The organism is Deltaproteobacteria bacterium (assembly GCA_020845895.1).
Classification (GTDB): Bacteria; Lernaellota; Lernaellaia; order JACKCT01; family JACKCT01; genus JADLEX01.
In genome coordinates this window covers 43,020-62,942 of record JADLEX010000122.1, presented here as the reverse complement: position 1 = coordinate 62,942, position 19,923 = coordinate 43,020, and the positions used below count along the sequence as shown (strand labels likewise).

At 65.9% G+C, this 19,923-nt stretch carries 15 protein-coding genes; 6 read left to right on the top strand and 9 right to left on the bottom strand.

Annotated features, from left to right (window positions below; all coding sequences use genetic code 11):
- From IT350_16840 to IT350_16830, 3 genes are all read right to left on the bottom strand, one after another.
- On the bottom strand, positions 1 to 223 hold a 223-nt coding region (locus IT350_16840), incomplete at its 3' end, for a hypothetical protein (protein MCC6159722.1).
- A gap of 63 nt (positions 224 to 286) precedes the next feature.
- Positions 287 to 2,482: a CRTAC1 family protein gene (locus IT350_16835; protein ID MCC6159721.1), complete on the bottom strand. Its 2,196-nt coding sequence runs from the start codon at positions 2,480 to 2,482 to the stop codon at positions 287 to 289.
- A gap of 11 nt (positions 2,483 to 2,493) precedes the next feature.
- Positions 2,494 to 3,381, bottom strand: a complete 888-nt coding sequence (locus tag IT350_16830; GenBank protein MCC6159720.1) for a hypothetical protein — start codon at positions 3,379 to 3,381, stop codon at positions 2,494 to 2,496.
- Between the two features lie 279 nt (positions 3,382 to 3,660).
- Between IT350_16830 and IT350_16825 the strand changes: the two genes are divergently transcribed.
- Positions 3,661 to 5,907 carry a sulfatase gene (locus tag IT350_16825; GenBank protein ID MCC6159719.1) on the top strand — a complete coding sequence of 749 codons (2,247 nt, stop codon included), beginning with the start codon at positions 3,661 to 3,663 and terminating at the stop codon, positions 5,905 to 5,907.
- A 24-nt stretch (positions 5,908 to 5,931) separates the two neighbouring features.
- Here the strand turns inward: IT350_16825 and IT350_16820 are convergent, their stop codons facing one another.
- From IT350_16820 to IT350_16810, 3 genes are read right to left on the bottom strand one after another with little or no spacing between them, the layout of a single operon-like run.
- A complete protein-coding gene (locus tag IT350_16820; protein ID MCC6159718.1) occupies positions 5,932 to 6,594 on the bottom strand; it encodes a hypothetical protein in 663 nt (220 codons plus the stop codon).
- A complete protein-coding gene (locus IT350_16815; GenBank protein ID MCC6159717.1) occupies positions 6,581 to 7,123 on the bottom strand; it encodes a GNAT family N-acetyltransferase in 543 nt (180 codons plus the stop codon). The genes IT350_16820 and IT350_16815 overlap by 14 nt, the downstream gene beginning before the upstream one ends.
- A gap of 20 nt (positions 7,124 to 7,143) precedes the next feature.
- Complete coding sequence (locus IT350_16810; GenBank protein ID MCC6159716.1) at positions 7,144 to 8,115, bottom strand: polysaccharide deacetylase family protein; 972 nt, start codon at positions 8,113 to 8,115, stop codon at positions 7,144 to 7,146.
- Positions 8,116 to 8,270: 155 nt separating this feature from the next.
- Here IT350_16810 and IT350_16805 point away from each other — a divergent pair, with 155 nt between their 5' ends.
- From IT350_16805 to IT350_16795, 3 genes are read left to right on the top strand one after another with little or no spacing between them, the layout of a single operon-like run.
- Positions 8,271 to 8,924 carry a TetR/AcrR family transcriptional regulator gene (locus tag IT350_16805; protein ID MCC6159715.1) on the top strand — a complete coding sequence of 218 codons (654 nt, stop codon included), beginning with the start codon at positions 8,271 to 8,273 and terminating at the stop codon, positions 8,922 to 8,924.
- Complete coding sequence (locus IT350_16800) at positions 8,921 to 9,787, top strand: SDR family NAD(P)-dependent oxidoreductase (GenBank protein MCC6159714.1); 867 nt, start codon at positions 8,921 to 8,923, stop codon at positions 9,785 to 9,787. The genes IT350_16805 and IT350_16800 overlap by 4 nt, the downstream gene beginning before the upstream one ends.
- 28 nt (positions 9,788 to 9,815) lie before the next feature.
- The gene (locus IT350_16795) at positions 9,816 to 10,325 is read left to right on the top strand and encodes a hypothetical protein (GenBank protein ID MCC6159713.1); all 510 of its coding nucleotides are present in this window, start codon (positions 9,816 to 9,818) and stop codon (positions 10,323 to 10,325) included.
- A 16-nt stretch (positions 10,326 to 10,341) separates the two neighbouring features.
- On the opposite strand, the gene efp is transcribed toward IT350_16795, so the two are convergent.
- Positions 10,342 to 10,908 (bottom strand): elongation factor P, encoded by a 567-nt coding sequence (gene efp / locus IT350_16790; GenBank protein MCC6159712.1) that lies wholly within the window; start codon positions 10,906 to 10,908, stop codon positions 10,342 to 10,344.
- A gap of 80 nt (positions 10,909 to 10,988) precedes the next feature.
- Positions 10,989 to 12,494 carry a hypothetical protein gene (locus tag IT350_16785; protein MCC6159711.1) on the bottom strand — a complete coding sequence of 502 codons (1,506 nt, stop codon included), beginning with the start codon at positions 12,492 to 12,494 and terminating at the stop codon, positions 10,989 to 10,991.
- A gap of 268 nt (positions 12,495 to 12,762) precedes the next feature.
- Between IT350_16785 and IT350_16780 the strand changes: the two genes are divergently transcribed.
- On the top strand, positions 12,763 to 15,219 hold the full coding sequence (locus IT350_16780) for a VWA domain-containing protein (GenBank protein MCC6159710.1): 2,457 nt from the start codon (positions 12,763 to 12,765) through the stop codon (positions 15,217 to 15,219).
- A gap of 118 nt (positions 15,220 to 15,337) precedes the next feature.
- Positions 15,338 to 17,056: a hypothetical protein gene (locus tag IT350_16775; GenBank protein MCC6159709.1), complete on the top strand. Its 1,719-nt coding sequence runs from the start codon at positions 15,338 to 15,340 to the stop codon at positions 17,054 to 17,056.
- On the opposite strand, the gene IT350_16770 is transcribed toward IT350_16775, so the two are convergent.
- Entirely contained in the window at positions 17,057 to 19,660 is a 2,604-nt protein-coding gene (locus IT350_16770; GenBank protein ID MCC6159708.1) for a PAS domain S-box protein, read from the bottom strand.
- Positions 19,661 to 19,923: the final 263 nt, after the last annotated feature.

The window sequence follows — 19,923 nt, the reverse complement described above, 5'->3', positions numbered from 1 at the left end:
GGCCGGGCGCGGCCGCCACCGCGCCGCCGGATGGCGTGTCGAAGCGGTCGAGCACCGCCGTCAGAATTCGCAGATTGGCGTGATCGTAGCCGTCGAGGTGGTCGGAGCGGTCGAGGGCCAGATAGAGCGCCGACCCACCAAGCGACAGGGCGACGGCAAGCGCGCAGACCCACGCGACGATGCGGGGCACGGCGTCGTCGGCCGCATTTCCCGAAAAAGCCATGATCGTGTCACGGTGCGAAAGCCGCCGCGAATTGTCAAACGACGTGGGAGAGGCCCCGTCGGGTCAGCAGCCGCAGCCGCCGTCATCCGAATCATCATCGTCGTCCGCGTCTTCGGGAATTCCATCCGAAGCGTCGTCATCCGTCGCGTCGTCGTCGCCCTGAGCGTCGTCGTCCGCATCGTCATCCGCGTTCGGCCACTCGGGCTCGGGGTAATCCACCAGCACGCATTCCTCCTGCAGGGGCGGGACTTTGGGCTCGGAATCGGACGGATCGCCTTCCGTGAACTCGACGACCTCGTCGGCGGAAACCTGGTAGCGCGTCGTCTGGGCGCCGCCCGGAAAACGCACGGTCACACGCCACGCCTCTTTGCACAGGTTCAGGCCGAAGTGCTGCGTGAAGTCGTCCTGGTTCGTGGTCCCCTTTCCTGCCGTGATCTCGCGCGCCTGCGTGCCGGAATCCGCCGCGAGCTGCACCTCGATCCGCCCCCCGACGCAGAACGGATCGCCGCTCGTGCACCGCGCGCGGACCTTGAGCCAGTGGTGCTCCGCGAACTCGTCCCATTCGCCCAGCGTGTTGCGAAACAGCCCGCGATTGGAGACCGCGTCGAGCCAGCCGTCCGCGTCCACATCGGCGAGCACCGCGCCCCAGCCGTCCTCGATATTCAGGCCGGAGTAGTAGTACAGCTCTGTAAACGTGCCGTTGCCGTTATTGCGATAGAGTTGGGCGAAGAAATCCGGATAGACATTCGTGAGCAGCAGATCGAGCCAACCGTCGTTGTTCCAGTCGCCGAGAGCGGGTTCGGAGTGCGTCTCGATGTAGACGATGCCCCAGTCGTTCGTGGCGTCGGTGAAGTCCCACGTCGGCGGGCCGTTGTTGATGTACAAGTGCGACACGTCGGAGAAATCGGCGTAGCGTGGGTGCGCGAGGTTCGCCGTGAACAGGTCGAGATGGGCGTCGTTGTTGAAGTCGCCCCACGCCGATCCGATTGTGTGTCCCCACGATCCGAACGCGCGGTTGCCCTGTACCCCGAGATCCTCGGCGCGATCCGTCACCGATCCATCGCCGTTGTTGACCCATAGGAAATTCGGATCGAGGCGATAGTCGCTGACGTAGATATCGGCGTCGCCATCCTCGTCGAAGTCCGCCGCGTTGACGCCGCGCCCGCAACGGTGGTCGTCCGTCGCGAGCAGCGGATCGATCCCCCACGCCGCGCCGGTCTCCGTGAATGTGCCGTCGCCGTTGTTCAGGTAGAGCTTGTCACGCGTGCCGACGGCGAGCTCGCCGGAGACATCCTGCGGCATTTCATAGTTGGCGAGGTACAGGTCCAGGAACCCGTCTCCGTTCAGGTCGGCGAAGGTCGCACCCTCGGTGGGGAGCAGGTCGCGATCGGCCTCGACGATCGCCGCGTCCGTGACGTCGGTGAACGTCCCGTCGCCATTGTTCGCGAAGATCCGGTCGTATTCGGAAAGACTGTTCACCATCGTGAAGACGTCGAGGTCGCCGTCGTTGTCGATGTCGGCGAAGAGCCCGCCGTTGCCGCCCACGCCGCCAAGTCCCGCCGCCGCCGTCACGTCGGTGAAGAATCCCGCGCCGTCGTTTGCGAAGAGCACGACGCCGGAGACGAGCAGGTCCGCGTCGCCGTCGCCGTCGTAGTCGCCCGCCGCCACGCGCGAACCCGGCACGAAACCCGACGACGTCGTGACGTCCTCGAAGTACCACCTCGTCGGTTCGTCGTCGTAGTTCGCCTGTACGCGCAGCATCCAGTCGCGCTCGTTGTCCTGCCACGTGTCGCCGATGCGCCGCCACGCCCGCGACAATGCATCCTTCGTCGAATCCATGCACAGCCGCGCGCCGTCGTCCGTCTTGCGCACGAGGCCGACGTGGAACTCGAGCCGCGCGTCGATCGTGAGATTCGCCTCCGACACGTCGATTGAATACGGCTTGCTGCCGTCCTCGGTCTCGACGTCGAAGGGTTCGATCAGGTCGCGCGCCGTGTCGGGAAGCCCGTCCGCGTCGGGCCAGACGTGAACGGTGAGCGTGCCGGCGTCCTCGGCGCGAAACCACACGCGCAGGAGCGTCACGCGGGCCTCGGGCGTAAAACGCATCGTATAGACGTCATCCTCGTGGCCGTACGTGTCGCACGCGTAGATCTCGGGACCGTCCGTGTAATCGAGCCAGACCTCGCGGGCCGGTGCGCTCGTCGCCGTCGCCAGCCAGATGATCGCCGCCATCGCCCAGAAACGCATTCGCATCGGCATCGATATCCCCGTCACGCGGATTTCGGTTTGCGTGCGCGTGGCTTTCTCGGAGCGGTTGAGCTCGTCTTCGCGGTGGTCGGCGACTTCGCGGCGGTCGTCGATTTCGCGCGCGGACTCTTCGCCGTCGCCTTCACCGGTTTCGTCGCGGTTTTTCTCGCGGGCTTTCGCGGCGCCGATTCCCGCGGTTTCGCAGTCTTCGCGCGCGGTTTTTCCGCGGGTTTCGCGGCGGGCTTCGCGGCAGGCTTCGAAGCGGGCGGCTCGGGCTTCAGGTCTTCCACCGCCGTTTTGAATTCGGCGTAGGCCGCGTCGAACGCCTCGCGCATTTTCGCGACGAAGGCGTCCTTCTCCTTCAGAAACGTCTCTGTGATCGATCCCGGCGCGGCGTCCGTTTTCGCCTTTTCGAATCGCCGCCCGAGCGATTCGCCCATTCGTCGCGCGTCGAGATACGCCTTGCGAAGCGCCTCCTCCGGCACGCGGCGCCCGGCTTTGCGTTCGACGAAATACAGATCCATGACGCGCCCGATGCCGTAGGTCGCGCCGAAGACGAGCGGGATCGACATGACCGAGCCGAGACCGGGCAAAAGCCGCGTGGCGGTGATGACCGCCTGGCGCGCGGCGAGGCCGAGGCCGACCGTTCCCAGGATCTCTTTGACGGTTTCGACCGCCTCCTGCTTCGACAGTTCGATCCCGCGCACGTGCGCGATCCGCCACCCCATGTAGCCCTGAATCGGCGTGAGGATGAGCAGATCGGCGAGCGGCAGCGGCATCGCCGAGAGCGCGGCGCACCCCGCGCAGGTGGACAGGATGATGCGCTCGATTTTTTGGTCGTCGTCGAGATCGGGATTCGTCTCCACGTGCAGATACTCGCGGCGGAGTTTGTCCAGCAGATCGTCGAGCATGGCCGTCCCTCCCATGGTCAACACGATGATGACGAATCGATTTTATCGCAACGCGCCGAAAAAGCCGAATGGATGCGGAATCCGGGCCGCCCGGACGATTGCGCGCGCGAATTCCCGCCCTGGTCGCGCTCGTCACTTCACGTCCCTGCCTCGCGCGCGTCACGGAATCATCGCGGGGACATCGTGACAGACGCAATTATTTTGAGTTAAATTGCCCTCATTGTGTTTGAAGTTTGCATGTGATCGAAGAGGGGTGTGAGTCGACTCGGGAATGTTGGGATGAATCTTCGAACGACAAAACAGATCGCGGTCGGAACGGTCGCGCTCATGGTCATGGCCGCGCTGGCGTTCGCCGGCTGCGGGCGCGATGCCTCGAAGCCCGCCCCCATCGCGCCCGAACGTACGACGTTCACCACGCTCGCCGAGGCGCTCGAGCAGCGCGGCGAGAGCGATCGCATCAAGCTCTTCGAGATCCACAGCGAGGTGCGCGAGGCGGTGGACGCGTCGGCAAACGCGACGCTGCGCTTTTTTTCGTCCGTTGGACCTGATTCGGAACTGCGTTTCGCGCACGCCGTCGCCGACCGTGACTGGAGCCGCGCGACGACCTCGGTGGCATTCGCCGTCTTCGTGCGCGAGGACGACGGAAGTATGAAGCGCATCTACCGCTCCGAGCAGCGGCTCGATCACAACCTGCAGGAGCCGTGGGACGAGGCACGCGTCGGCCTCGACGCGTACGCCGGACGCACGGTCGAAATCGTGCTTCAGGCGTCGCTGCGCCGCGAGAGCGCCGAGGTGCCCACGACACCCTACGAGGGCCGGCCGGTCTGGTCGCACGTGCGCGTGGTGACGCGAAAACCCTCGAAAGAAAAGGGACCAAACGTCCTTTGGATTACGCTCGACACCACGCGGGCCGATCACCTTTCCGCCTACGGATACGGGCGGCCCACATCGCCGAACATCGACGCGCTCGCCGCGCGGGGCACGCTGTACGAGCACGCGTTCAGCAACGCACCGTGGACGCGGCCTTCGGTGACGTCGATGATGATGTCGCAGTATCCCCACAAGATCTCGACCAAGACACGCTTCAACGACAACTTCACGGTGGACGTGCAGTGGCCGTCGTTGCCGAGCGAGCTGCGCCGCGCGGGGTACTGGACGTCCGCCTTCATCAACGCGCCGACGATGGACTTCAATTTCGGCTTCGGGCGCGGATTCAACCGATACGAGCAAACGGGCAACGACACCTTTGCGGTCCAGCACTTCGCGCGCTGGATCGAGCAGCGCGACAAGTCGCGGCCATACTTCGCGTACTTCCATTTGCTCGCCGCGCACGCGGTGTACGAGCACGTCGAGGGGGTGACGGCGTGGCCTTATCCCTCGCCTGACCGCGCGCGGGATCTCGGCAATCGCTTCCCGGGCGCGAATGAGATTCGTGAGAACCCGCCGAACGCCGAGGAACTCGCCGAACTCATCTCCCTTTACGACGGCGAGATTCTGGCGGCCGACCGGCGCGTCGGCGAGGTGCTGGAGATCTTGCGCCGCGACGGCGAACTCGATCACACCTACATCGTCGTCACCGCGGATCACGGCGAGGAATTCGGCGAGCACGGCGGCTGGGAGCACGGCCACGCGCTCTACGACGAGCAGATCCGCGTGCCGCTCATCATCGTGAAACCCGGCCAGACCGAAGGCCGGCGGGATGCGCGAACGGTGGCGCTCGTTGACGTGGCGCCGACCCTCATGCGCGCACTCGGATTCACGCCGCCCGACTCCTTCGTCGGCCGCGATCTGTTCGCGGAATCCGGATTTGCCGATCGGCCCGTTCTTTCCGAAAATATTCTCGTCGGTCCGCATCGCAGCTCGCTTCGAACCGCCGAGATGAAGTACATCTTCCCGCTCGGCGACGGAGCGGAGGAGATCTTCGATCCCCGGTCCGATCCCGCGGAAAAGCAAAATCTCGCCGCCGACAACGGTTCGCTCGCGAAAGCGCGGCAGATGCACGCGACGTTTTACGGCGGGCTCAAGGGCGACGCACGCGAGCGCGTCGCGCGGCTGCGTTTCATGGGTCGCGCGCCGCACAAGTGGAAGATGATCTACCGCGCCGACCGGCGATGCGAACCGGTCTTCATCTCGGCGCACGCGACGGAACTCGTGTGGAAGGAAGACGAAGTCCACCAGTCGGGCACCGTCGAGTTTTCCACCACGCCGGACAAGCCGATGGAGATCCGGCTGCCGATCTCGGACGCTAACAAGGCGATGTCCATCGCGCTCGAGGTGGATGGACGCAAAGTGAACGATCGCGAAATCGTCGTGGCCGGGTCCGGCAGCATGGAGCCCTCGCGGGCGCTGGCCGATCTCACCAACCGCGAGGCCGGGCAGCGATTGTCGGTGGCGGTACCGCCTGAAACCGTCGCCTCGATGGAGCTGGTCGTGACGGCCGCGATCTGGGACGCGGCGGTTCCGCAGCAACTCTTCGATCAGGCCGCGTTGCTCGAACGCCTCAAGTCGCTGGGGTACATCCAGTAAGCCGCCGCCGCGCGATGCGGTCGTTCACCACGGCACGTTGAAGCCGAGCCACGCCGCGGCTTGCACCGGCCGGTCCGTGATCGTTTGCGCCGCGAGCGCGAGTTCCAGCACGCGCCAGCGTCCCCGCGCGCCGATCTCGCCATAAGCGCCCGCGCTGTGCGTCGTTCCCTCGTCTCCCTCGCGCACCGATTTCACGCGCGTGCCGTCGGTGTCGCGGCGGCTCGACGTGGTGGACGAGTCGAGATACATCCCGCCGGCGAGCGTGGGTGCGAACTCCCATTCGCGACGACCGCCGCGTACCAGATCGTCGCGGGACATCGGTTTGCTTTCGAGCGATCCGAACCCGAACGGGAAATGCACCTGTGCGCCGATCAGCGAACCCGCGTCCGTGCGCCACTCGCGCACACGCGTGTCGCCGAGCGTCGTCGCTTCGGTTTCGTCGCGCAAGATCGCTTCGGGACGACCGAACATTTCCACCGCCATCCCGACCTGAAGCCACGTCAGGCCGCCCGGGTGCCCGAACCCCGCGAGCCGCAGGCTCCAGCCCCAGTCGTTCGCGTCGTCCCACACGGGTCCCGCGCCCGCCGCGATGGCGAAGGGATATGCGTCGTCCGCCCGAGCCGAAAGCGCGGCGAGCGCCAGCAGCGCGGCGATTGCGAGCGTCGCGATGGATCTACGGGCGCGCATCGTAACGCAGCAGCCGTTCGGTAAAACCGGGCCGGAGCAGATCGGGCACGTCGGCGGTGGGCACAAATCCCAGTCTTTCGTAAAACCGGGCCGCGCGGGGATTGTGCAACGCCACCGAGGTCCAGAGCTGGCGCTCGGCGCGGTGCGCGGCCTGCTGCAATCGCGCGACGGCGAACGCACCGAGCCCCGAACCCTGATGCTCGGGCGCGATCGCGAGCAGCTCCAGAAATGGTCCCACGAGCCACGGGAAACGCACCGCCATATACCCCGCGGGCGCGACGTCGCCCGATTCGTTTTCGCGCAACAACGTGAATCGATAGAGCGCGGTGTCGCGCCGGGTCAGATAGGTTTCGAGCCAACCGGCCGGATACCCGAGGCTCGCCCACGGCTCGATCGGCTCGATCGCGGCGATGGCATCCGCGTGACGCAGCGGCGCGAAACGCGCGATGCGAAACGGCACGCCGCCGTCGTCCGCCTCCCGCGCCAGCAGGCGAAGGTTCTTTCGCATGTCGCGCACCGGTTTCGTCATGCCGTGATCTCGCTTGCCCCTCATCTCGCGCGCCGATAACGCAGGGTATCGCCGGGGCGGCTCACGAAGCAACGCGTCTCGATTTCGGGCTCTCCCGCCGCGAGCAGCTCACTAATTGTCGCGAACGCATACCCGCGCGCGCGAAGTTCCGGGATGGCAATGGCGAGCGCGTCGGCGGTGCGTCGGCCGCGTCCGTTGGCGTGCAGCACGACGATCGAGCCGGGGCGCACGCCGTCGGTCATCGCGCGGGCGATCGACTTCGCTCCGATGCCCGGCGCGGGGTCGCCCGGGGCGACATCCCACTGGATCGCCGTGAGCCCCGCGTCGCTCAACGCCGCCTGCGCGTCGTCGTCGCACTCGCCAAAGGGGTAGCGGAAATATCTCAGCGCGGGAACGGCCACGCCCGCCATGCAGGGCCGCGCGAGCAGATCCGATCGCACGCGCGCGGCCTCGACCGTGGCGGCGTCGATCTCGCGACGCAGGTCGTCGCCCGTGAGCACGGCGAGATTGCGGTGGCTCCAGCCGTGTTGGCCGAGTTCGAAGAGCGGATCGGCGAGCAGTTGCGCGGCGCGCTCGGGGTGCGTGCGCATCCAATGGCCGCCGGCGAAAAACGTCGCCCGCACGTCCTCGGCGCGCAGAAGATCGACGATGCGTCCGTCGTACCCCGCGATTTCGCGCGACGTCTCGCACAGGTCGAACGTGAGCGCGATCCGCCGATCGCCGTCCGGCAAACACACCCGACGCACCACGCCGCGCGTCGCGCTCGGTGCCGGGCCGAGCGGCGCGGGCGGCGTCGCGGGTGCGAAGGCGACGATCTCCGGCTCGATCCATTCGGTCACCCGGCGTGCCCGTTCCTCGCCGGGTTTCGCCGACAGCGCCTCGGCCGACCAGCACGCGGCGGGCGGATCGGCGGGCGCGGACACGACCGGCAAGAGCGCCAGAAGGACCGACGCGAGGATCGTTCGGCAAGTACGCGCAGGCGATGTTTTCATGCGCGGGCATGATAGCGCCCGGCGGACCGGATCACGAGGGGCGCGGCGCGCATCGGCCAAACCGCGCGTTTCGATGTTGACACGACCTTCCGCAGCGGATAGGGTCGAATCGAAACGGACGGACGAGTCCGTCTGGAATGTCACCGGGGTTACCAATGCCCACTTCGAAACGAATCCTCAGCGACCAGGAGCGCAAGGACCGCACGCGCCAGACGCTGCTCGAGGCGGCGGGGCGCGTCTTCGTGGCCAAGGGCTATCACCGCGCGCTCATCTCCGACATCGTCGCCGAGGCGGGCGTCGGCCAAGGCACCTTCTACCGTTTCTTCGACAGCAAGCGCGAGATCTTCGAGACGATCATGACGGACGTTTTCGAGGCCAGCGCGGCGCAGTTCGCCGACATGAGCGCCCGCCTGCCGGCGAATGCCCGCGAGTACCGCGACGCGTCGCTCTCGGCGATCCAGCGCATCGCCGCCATGGCCGAGGCGCACCGCGAGCTGATTCTCGTCTTTTTACGCGAGGGACCGACGATTGACGCCGACATGGCGATGGTGATCGACGCCGGGCTCGCGCAGTTCGCGTCGCTCGCGCGGCACTATCTCGACCACGCCATCGCGAGCGGCTTCGCGCGGCCCTGCGACAGCGCCGTGGTGGCGCAGGCGATCGTCGGCATGGGACTGCGCACCATCGAACTGTGGGGATCGCGAACGCCGGGCGACATTCCGCTCGCGGACATGATCCGCGAGATGGTCGACTTCGCGTTTTACGGCCTGGTGGGCAAACCCCCGAGCGGAAAAGGACGGCGAACATGACGGACAAGACATCGAAGGGCCGCGTTCTCATCACCGGCGGCGCTGCCGGAATCGGCCTGTGCACTGCGCGCGAATTCGCGCGGGCCGGGTACGATCTCGTCCTCACCGACATCAACTCCGCGGCGCTCGAGGCGGCGGCACGGGAACTGCGGGGCACGGGCGCGCGCGTCGAGATCCGCGCGATGGACGTCTCCGATCGCGCGGCGGTTCAGGATCTCGCGACGTGGGTGATCGCCGATCTCGGCGGGCTCGACGTGCTCATCAACAACGCGGGGGTCGGCTATTCGGGCGAGATCGCCGAGACCGATCACGCGCAGTGGGAGCGGCTGCTCGCCATCAACTTCTGGGGGCCGATCCACCACATCGAGGCGTTCCTGCCGCACATGCGCGAACGCGGCGCGGGCCGCATCGTCAACGTGTCGAGCGGTCAGGCGTTCTTCCGGCTGCCGACCTGGGGCGCGTACGCGGCGATCAAGCTTGCGCTCGGCGCGGTTTCGGAACTGCTTTCGTACGAGGTCGCCAAGTACGGCGTGGGCGTCACCACCGTGTATCCCTTCATGGTCAACACGGGCTTTTACAGCGACGTGAAGACCGAGACGATGATGCAGCGCCTGTCGATGAAGCTCGTGCCCTGGTACTCGCACAAGCCCGAGACCGTGGCGCGCATGATCTTCAAGGCCGTGACGCGCGGCAAGCGCGTGGAGATGGTCAGCGTGCTCAATCGCGTGATGCTGCACGTGCGCGCGCTGCCGCTCGCGCCGGGCGCGATCACGCGCATCGCCACGTGGCTGCTGGCCAAAAGCGCGGACAAGAGCGCGGACAAGAGCGCGGACAAGAGTGCGAAAGCCGGCGCGGCCGCGTAAGGACAAACCCGACCGGGGAGGGATCGCCATGTCGGATCTGATGGGACGCGTGAAGAGCGCGTGGAAGGAAAAACGCGTCGGCTTCGAGATCGACGAGGTCATGACCGGCGAACACGAGTTCGAGCCGGGCTTCGGCCCGGCGGGACGGCGCTTCATGGAGTTTCGCGTCACGTGGGGAACGGACGACGTGTCGCGCTGGGCGAATCCCAAGGCCGCGGACTTCATGCGTTCACCACTCAAGGGCACCGTCACGATCAATGGATTGTGCGAGAACGTCGGCGTTCAGGGCACTCTGACGCTGATGTACTTCTCGGAGCAGAAGATCCGCTACGAGTTCGAGTTCGACGCGGCGGGCGCGCGCTACCATTTCGTCGGGGAGAAGATCAACCTTCGCCCCTGGAATCTGCACGTCACGCACACGACCTGCTACGGGCGCCTGACCGAGGTCGCGACCGGCAAGCTCGTCTCGAAGTCGATCACGCACTTCCGGCTGCGCAGCGCGCCGGCGTTCTTGTGGAGCCTGCGTCTGGTGGCGTGAACGGTGTTTGTCGCGTTTACTTCGCGCGCTCGATGTAGTTGCCGGTCTCGGTGTCGATGCGAACCAGTTCACCCTGTTCGATGAAGCTGGGGATCTGGATCGCCAGGCCGGTTTCGAGCTTGGCCGGCTTGGGCGCGTTCGAAACCGTCGCGCCCTTCATATACGGCGTGGTTTCGACGACGCGCAGGTCGACCTTGGGCGGCAGATCGATACCCACCACGTTCATGCCGTGCATGAGCGCGTTCACCGTCGCATTTTCGACGATGTACAGCATGGCCTCGCCCACGGTTTCCTCGTCGAGCTCGAGCTGCTCGTACGTCTCGGTGTTCATGAAGACGTAGTGGTCGCCCTGGTGGTAGAGGTACTGGAGATTCGCGACGTCGAGCGTCGCCTTTTCGAGCATGTCGCTCGGGCGGAACCGCTCCTCGATCTTCGTGCCCGAGTTCAGGCCCTTCATCGTGATTCGCACGATGGCGCGCAGGTTGCCCGGCGTGTGATGGTGCATGACCATCACGCGGTAGAGCTCCTTGTTGTAGACGAGAATATTTCCCTTGCGGACCTGAATGGCCGAAATCGCCGGCATCGCGTCGCTCCTGTCATCCGCGCGAGTCGCGGAGTTTCGCCCCCGAAAGACGGCGGATCATAGTCGAAGCCCCCGTCAAATCAAGCCCTTGTCGCGTTCGAATCGCTCGCCGGATTCGCGGGACCGAACATCCGAATCGCCACGGCGTACACGCACGCCCACGTCACGGCGAGCAGGACGAGCGCGATCGCCATGTGCCCCGCGTTGGCCGCGACGAGCGACGCGGGGCTCGTCGCGTCCCCGCCCGCGATGCGCGCCGTCCGCGCGGCGGTCTTGGCGATGGCGGTCGCGCCCAGGCGAATGTCGTCGATGCCGCCGATCCCCACCACGGCGACCAGAGCGAACCGAAAGACAATAGGGCGGACGCGCGGCGACGCCTCGATGCGCCCGAGCGCGTACGCCGACGCGGCGAAAAGGATGGGCGTCACGTGATAGATGTATCGCGGCGTGAAACTCTCGCCGCCGAAGAGCGTGCGGTGCGTGCTCATGAGGAGCAGGGTCGGCACGACGACGGCGGTCAGCGTGGCGAAGACCGCGCGTGTTCTGCGCTCCTTCACGCCAAAGGCGAGGCCGGGAATCGAAAGGAGAAGAATCGGCGCGACGAAGAGCAACCCGGTGAACTCCGCCGCGCGGTAGTGCGCGAGGAACGCGGGCGGGAAGCCGGTGCGCGCCGCGATGCCGTCGGGAATCGGCCCGTGGTTGAAGAGCAGGAAGCGCAGCCCCTCGACGACCGAGCCCGAAAACGTCCCGGCAAAAGTGCGCGCCCATTCGTGCTGCACGGAGCGCGCGTAGCTCGTCACCCACGGCGCGCCGAAACACGCGGTGTTGTAGGCGCCGAGCAGCATGGGACCGACGACGAGCAGCGCCAGCGGCCACGCGAGCGCGCGATTCGCCCGCGCGGCGCGCCATCCCGGCCACGCGAGCACCAACGGAAACGGCGCGATGATCGCGGCGGAGTAATCGAAGAGCGGCAATAGACCCGATGCGAGCGCGCACAGCGCGAGAGCCGATCCGTCACGAGCGTTTTCGCGCACGCGCAACGCGCCCCAACAACCGATCAGGACCAGAAGGGCCGTGGGCACGTGGCGGCTGTAGATCGACGCGAGCGGCCACGTAGAAAACGCGAGGGCGAAGTTCGCGCACAGGACAAGGCGAATCCACGGGCTCGCGCAAAACCGGCCCATCACGAAGAACAGCAGCACCACGCACCCGCCCGCGCACACGCTGAAAAACAGCGCCATCGTTCGCGACGCCTCGCCGCCGATCAACGTGGGCAGATCCGACGCGGGCGCGCCGTCGGCATAGCGGCCGACAACGTAAAACGGCAGACCGACAATCGCCGGTCCCGGCGGCCAGTGGACGAAGACGTCGTCGCGGTTGCGGGAATGATCGTCGAGCCAGCCCTTCGCGGCGAATTCGTTGACCGAAAGCCGGTGATCGTCCCACAGGCTTTGCGCGAGGTAACGCAGCGAGAACGCCTCGCCCGCCGCGCCGGAGATCGACAGCGCGTAAAACACCGACAGTGCAAACGCGGCGGCGCACGCGATGCGGACGGTGCGTCGGGAGGGCGAAAGGGGCGCGGTCAAATCGGACATCCGGGGTGCGCGTTGCGCGACGAATTATAGCGGAAAAGGGGCCGTGAGGCGCGGGCAAGGCTCTCACCCCCGTCCCCTCTCCCGCCGGGCGGGAGAGGGGTGCTGAGCATCGCGAGGCGGGGTGAGGGTCCCCCTGGAACCCCTCGCCACGGCCCGTTGTCTGACGCATCATCACAGCGGCACGGACATGCGGTGTGTCCGACGATATCTCATCGTCGCGAGCGCCGACTTGCGCCCGCCGGATTTCGGAGGATGAAGGATGAGTCGAATCGGTTGGGGAACGGGATTGATCCTCGGGATGCTGGCCATGGCCATGCCGCAGATCGCGGAAGCCGAGGAGGACGACGAGATCGGCACGGGTCAGTTGCTGGTCCTCACCAAGGATCAGAAGAAGGTCGAAATCCCGCTCGCGCACACGAGCGTCGAAGCCTTCGTCGGCGGCTTCGTCGCGCGTGTGAACGTCACGCAGACATTCGTGAACAAGTCCAAGGATCCGATCGAGGCCGTGTATGTCTTCCCGCTGCCCCACGAGGCCGCGGTGGACGACATGACCATGACGATCGGCAAGCGCGTCGTGAAAGGCGTCATCAAAAAGCGCGAGGAGGCGCGGCAGATCTACGAGGCGGCCAAGGCCGCGGGCAAGACCGCGTCGCTGCTCGACCAGGAGCGGCCCAACATCTTCACGCAGTCCGTCGCCAACATCATGCCCGGCGACGACATCAAGATCGAGATCAGCTACGTTGAGTCGCTCAGGTACGAAGAGGGCGAATACGAATTCGTGTTCCCCATGGTCGTCGGCCCGCGTTACATCCCGGGCGAATTCGTCCTCGGCAAAAAGGGCGGCGGATGGGCGCCCGACACCAACCGCGTGCCCGACGCGTCGCGCATCACGCCGCCGGTGCTCAAACCCGGCGAGCGCTCGGGCCATGACATCGACGTCACCGTGCACCTCAACGCGGGTGTGCCGTTTCACGAGCTGCGCTCCACATCGCACATGATCAAGGTCGACAAGAAGGGCGACGCGGCGGCCGAGGTGCGTCTGGATGAACGCGACACGATCCCCAACAAGGATCTGATCGTGCGCTACAAGGTGCTGGGCGACGCGCCCCAGTCGGGCGTGCTGACGTGGACCAAAGACGGCGAGGGGCATTTCCTGCTCGTGCTCGCGCCCAAGGCGAATTACGAGGACAAGGAAATCCGATCGCGCGAGATACTCTTCGTCGTCGATTCGTCGGGCAGCCAGCAGGGTGACCCGCTGACGAAATCGAAGGAAGCGGTCAAGCGCGCGCTGCGCGGACTGCGCGCCGATGACACGTTCCAGGTCTTCAACTTCAACGACATCGTGACCTCGATGGCCCCGGGCCCCGTGCCCGCCACCTCCGAAAACGTGCGCGACGCGGCGAAGTTCATCGACCAGATTCAGGCGACAGGCGGCACGCGAATGCTGCCGGTCATCCAGACCGCGCTCAACTGGCCGGCGGACCCCAAGCGCCTGCGCATCGTCTTCATGACGACCGACGGCTACATCGGCAACGAGACCGAAATCATCGGCGAGATCCACCGCAACCTCGGCGATGCGCGCCTGTTCACGCTCGGCTGCGGCTCGTCCGTCAATCGCTACCTCATCGATCGCATGTCCGAAGAGGGCAAGGGCTTCGCGCAGTTCGTGCGTCAGGACGAACCGACGAATGAAGTGGTTGAAAAATTCCACAAGCGCATCGACGCGCCGGTGCTGACCGACATCCAGATCGACTGGGGCGGTTTGCAGGTGGCGGGGCAGATTCCGGCGAAGGTGCCGGATCTTTTCGCCGGGCAGCCGCTCGTCGTCCACGGGAAATTCACGAAACCCGGCGAGGCGACGGTGCAAATTGCCGGCAAGACGGCGAGGGGGCTGACGACGATGGCGGTCCCCGTGAAATTCCCGGCCGAAAACGGCGGCTACAGCGCGCTCGGAACGATGTGGGCGCGGGCGAAGATCGGCGAGCTGTCCGCGGAGATGACGAACAAAGGCCACACCAACCAGCTCGTCGAGGAGATCACGAAACTCGGCCTCGATTACCGGCTGGTCACCGAATACACGTCGTTCGTCGCCGTCGAAGAGAAGGTGCGCAACGAGGGCGGCAAGCAGGTCACCGTGCAGGTGCCGGTCGAGATGCCCGAGGGCGTGTCGTACGAGGGCGTGTTCGGCAAGGACAAAGAGGAAGTCGACGCAACCATGGCGACGGGCTCCGGTCACGGCATGGGCGGCGGCTCGGGTTCGATGTCCGGCGGCGTCGCCGCACCTCCGCCCGCGATGAAGATGATGTCGCCGGGCAAACCGATGCCGTCCGTCAGCGCGCAGGGCAAGGCGATGAGTCGCTCGTCGGCGAACATGGTGGCGGCGGACGAAGCCGAAGGCGGCGAATCCGGCGGTCCCTTCGTGGATCCGGTGGCATTCCTCGGCATCGCGAGCGAAGGGCCATACCGCGACGCGCTCACCAAGGGCTTCACGCACGAGGTCGCGAAGAAACTCTCCGACTTCCAGAAGTCGCACGGCGGCAAAAGCGCGATGGTGAAGATCACCATCGATGCCCAGGGCAAAGTCACCAAGGTCGAGGTCATGAAGAACGAAACCGGCGATTCCGACGTGGCCGACATCCTGCAAAAAGGTCTCGCGAAGATCGCGTTCCCCGCGCCGGGCAACGAGGCGTCGATCGTGTTCTTCGTGCGCTTCTGATCCGAAATTCCGAGCGAATTACCGAAGGGCCGGCCTCGCGCCGGCTCTTCGATTCGGCGCCGATTGACAGCCGGGCCGTTCTTTGATCGGATTCGATTCCGTCAGGACGGGAACGATGATGAGAACATTCTTGGCGATCGGCGTGCGGATGGGCTGGCCGATCGCACTGATGATTTTTGCCGCCGCGTGCGGCGGCGGCGATGATGGGTCGGATTCGGACGGTTCGCCGGGAGGTCTCGTCGCGGACGATGATGCTTCGGACGACGACACCGACGACGATTCCTATGATGACGACGCCGACGATGACGATTCGGCGGACGACGACACGTGGCCGCCGCTGCCCGATGACGACGCCGATGACGATACGTCGGATGACGACGCGGACGACGACACCGACGACGACGCATCCGATGACGACACCGGCGACGACGACACCGGCGACGACGACACCTCGGACGATCTGCCCATGCCGCCCGACGACGGTCGACTCTACGTCGCGGCGGGTCGCGCCATCGTCTCGCCGACCCTCGAAAACCATCCGAGCCCCTGGTACGTGGGCGGGTCGAGCATCCGCATCGCGACGGGCGTCCACGACGACCTGACGGCCTCGGCGCTCGTCTTCGCGAAGGGCGACGAGCATGCCGTGCTCGTGAGCGTCGATCTTGTCGGGTTTCCGTCGCCGCGCACGCAGGTTGTCAAGGACGCCCTCGCCGTCCGCGGTCTCGCGCCGGACCACATCTTCATCTCCGCCACGCACACGCACGAAGCGCCGGATACGCTCGGCATCTGGGGCCCCGACCCACTCACGAGCGGTCGCGACGAGACCTATTCGCAGTTCCTGACCGACACGATCACGCAACTTGTCATCGACACGTGGGACGACCTCGCGCCCGTATCGGTGCAGGCGGGACGCGCGACGATCAACGAACCCGGCTCGAACCACCCCGGCCTGATTCGTGACTCGCGGCGGCCGTATCTGGCGTACCCCGATGTTGCCGCGGCGCGTTTTGTCGCCGATGACGATTCGACCGTGGCCACGCTGGTGAACTGGCACAACCACCCCGAGGTCACGATGAGCGCGATGGAGTTCTCCGCCGACTTCCCGCAATGGACGCGGCAGCGGATGGAGACGCTCTTCGGCGGGACGTCGGTCTATCTCTCGGGCGCGGTGGGTGGGCTCGGCACGCCGCTCGGCGTGGACGTACCGGCCTACGACGAGTCCGGGGTCCGGCTGACCGACGGGGGCGGCGATCCCATCTGGCTCAACGATCAGAGCTGGCAGAAATCGTGGTCGCTCGGATTCGCGGTGGCCGACTGGGCCGCGCTGGCGCTGGACGGCGAGCCCGTGCGCACGACCCCGGCGCTCGACGTCGCGGCCGCGACGATCCGCATCCCCGTGCGCAATCCGTTGCACATGGCGGCGTTTCTGGCGGGGCTCGTCGATCGCCCGACGAACCTGGACCGCGATCATTACTGGGAGTGCGGGATCGTGGGCTGCATCCCCGAGGTGATCGGACGCATCCGCGTCGGGCCCCTCACGATCGTCACCGCGCCGGGCGAGACCTTTCCCGAAACGCTGTTGGGCCGCGAGGAATCGAGCTTCGATTACGGCCCGGACTGGGGCGTGTTTTCATTCGAGGCGATGACCGGCTACGAGGAACACCTGGACGACACGATCCCGATGCACGCGGGGCTGTGCAACGACGAGCTGGGCTACATCGTGCCCTTCGCCGACAGGCACGAGTTCGACCACCCCGATTTCTACGAGGAGACTTACTGCGTGGGCTGGGAGGTCGAGGGGATCTATCGCGACGCGGTCGTGAACGATCTGCTGTGATTACGATCCGCGGGCGACACGAGACTCCGGCCGGAAAAACCGCGACAGGGCGTTTTGCAGCGATTCCATCGTGAACGGTTTGCTGATGAAGACGTCGGCGCCCGGAACGATGCCGTACTTCGTCACCACTTCGAGCGGATACCCCGACACGTACATCACGCGAAGATCCGGCAGGGCGGGGCGCAGCTTCTCGTAGAGCTCCCGCCCGTTCATGTACGGCAACACGATGTCCGTCATCAGCAGGTCGATGGTCCGCAGGTCGCCCGGCCCGAGATGGAGGACCTCGACGCCCGACGCCGCCTCCGTCACCGAGAATCCCAGCGACTTGAGCATCAGCGAGGTCAATCGGCGGACGCCGTCCTCGTCCTCGACGAGCAGGATTCGTCCGCCGGGGCGGATCGCTTCCGCGACGGGTTCGGGTTCCGCGATCTCCCGATGCGTCGCGACGGGCCAATGGATCACGAAGGTGGTGCCCACACCGACGCGAGAGGTCACGTCGATCATGCCCCGGCTCTGCGTCACCAGTCCGTACACCGTCGCGAGCCCGAGCCCCGTGCCTTCACCCGCGACCTTGGTCGTGAAAAACGGTTCGAAGATTTTGTCGAGGTGCTCGGGCGCGATGCCGGAGCCGGAGTCGGCCACGCGAAGCCGGACATAATCGCCCGGAACGAAATGGGGCATCACGACGCCGACCGGTGCGTCGAGGCGCACCCGTCCGGTCTCGAAACGGATCTGGCCGCCGCGCGACATGGCGTCGCGGGCGTTCACCGCGAGATTGATGACGATCTGATCCAGATGCACGGGATCGATGAGGACCCCCGAGTCACCCGCGCCAAGGCCGAGCTCGAGCTGAATGTTCTCGCCGATGAGCCGGCGCACCATCCGCGATGCGTCCTCGATGGCGGTGTCGATCTCGACCACGCGGGGATTCGCCTCTTCGCGCCGGCTGAACGTGAGAAGCCGTCGCGACAGCGAGGCCGCCCGGTCCGCCGTTCGCCGAATCTCATCCACGTAGGTCCGCACGTCGTCGGACAGGCCGTCGTCGCGCAACAACAGGTCGGTGTAACCGCGGACCGTGGTGATGAGGTTGTTGAAGTCGTGCGCGACGCCGCCCGCGAGACGTCCGACGGAGTCGAGTTTCTGGGACTGGGCATACAGGGCGCGCAGTTCTCCCTGCTCCTGCTCCAGCTTTCGGATTTCGGTGATGTCCTGGATGACGCCGCGAAGGCGCAGCGGTTTGCCGCGTTCGTCGCGAACGACCTCGGTCCAATGGCGGACGACGATGTCGCGGCCCGTCGCCGTGACGAGGCGATGTTCCATGTGCCACGACTTTTCCGAGGCGAGCGCCACGCCGATCATTTTTTTCAGCGATTCGCGATCCTCGTCGGGCACGAAGCGCATGAAGGGCCGCAGGCCCGGCGTGACGGCGCCGATGTCCAGGTCGAGCAGGCGATAGATCTCGTCAGACCACCAGACGAGATCCGAATCGGGATTCCAATCCCAGTTTCCGAGCTTCGCGATGCGCTGCGCGTTGTCGAGGCTTTCCTTCACGCGGGCGAGCGCCGCCTCGGCGCGTTTACGCTCGGTGATATTGACCGCCACGCCCATCGCGCCGATCACGTGGCCTTCGGCATCGCGCAGCGGCTCGTGACGGCTCTCGTAGGCGTATGGGCCGTACGTTCCCACCGAGGAGAACGACTCCCCCGCCAGGCAGCACCGCGCTTCGCGAATCGTGTCCGGGACGTCGGCGTACAACTCGAAGAGGGAACTTCCGACGACCTGACCCGGCGCGAGTCCGATCGAACTCAGTTCCCGTCCTTCGGAGAGCGTGAACACGCCGTCCCGATCGATGGCCCAAAGGACCACGGGGGCGGCATTGACCACCAGTTGCAGGCGTTCGCGGCTTGCGCGCAGTTCGTCGGTCGTTGCGCGGGACTGCGTGAGATCGAAGACCGTCATCGTGACCATCGAGGGCTCGCCGGCGGCGCCGGGAACCGCGGCCGCGAAGACATGGGCGGGGAAACCGCTGCCATCCGCGCGACGCCCGCGGACCTCGCCCGACCAGCTTTTGCCCTGCGCAGCGCATTTGGCGATCTCGCCCACGCTCGGTGCGTTGTCCCACAGGTCGGACGACAAATCGGCCAGACGCGGGTGCGCCTCGGAGATCCGCCACAAGCCGCAAAACGCCCGGTTGACCTCGATCACGCGCCCGTCGAGATCGGCGAACAGGATCGCGGTTGGGCTCGACGCGAACGCTTCGCGGTAATGCCCGTGAGCGTCGTCGCGGAGTCGGTGTATCCGCCAGAGAACGACGGCGACGTCCGGGCGCTCGCCCGCGATCAGTCTCGCATGCGCCTTCCAACTCCCGTTGAGCCTGGGCGGAATCCGGCATAACGCGCCGGACCATTCACCCTTGTCGACGATGGCCCGCCAGACGGCGTCCCAGGTCGAATCGGGTTCGCGGGTCGTGAACCGGTGTTCCATCCGCGCAAAGACGGCTTGATCTTCGAAGGCGCGGACGAATGGGTCGTTCCAGGCCAGAATGCGCCCGGTGGCGTCGGAAGCGACGGCGGGTTCCTCGAACAGACCGAGCAGCTGGACCATTGGCGGTTTCGCGTCAAACAACGTCGTCCGCAACGTCATTGCTCCCTAGGCTACAGGTTTCGCCGTCGAACGTGCGCGATAAAATCTCACTCTTGTGTCATTGTCCCGCTTATAGCCGTATCTGAATAAAGTTATCGCGAAAATGACATTCGACAGCTTGGGACGTTTTTGGAGTCGGAATCAGGGATGAAACCGAATCAGGCGACACGCGCTTCGGAGTCGAAATTGATGAATGAATTGGAAACGACGCCGGGCCGTTTCGC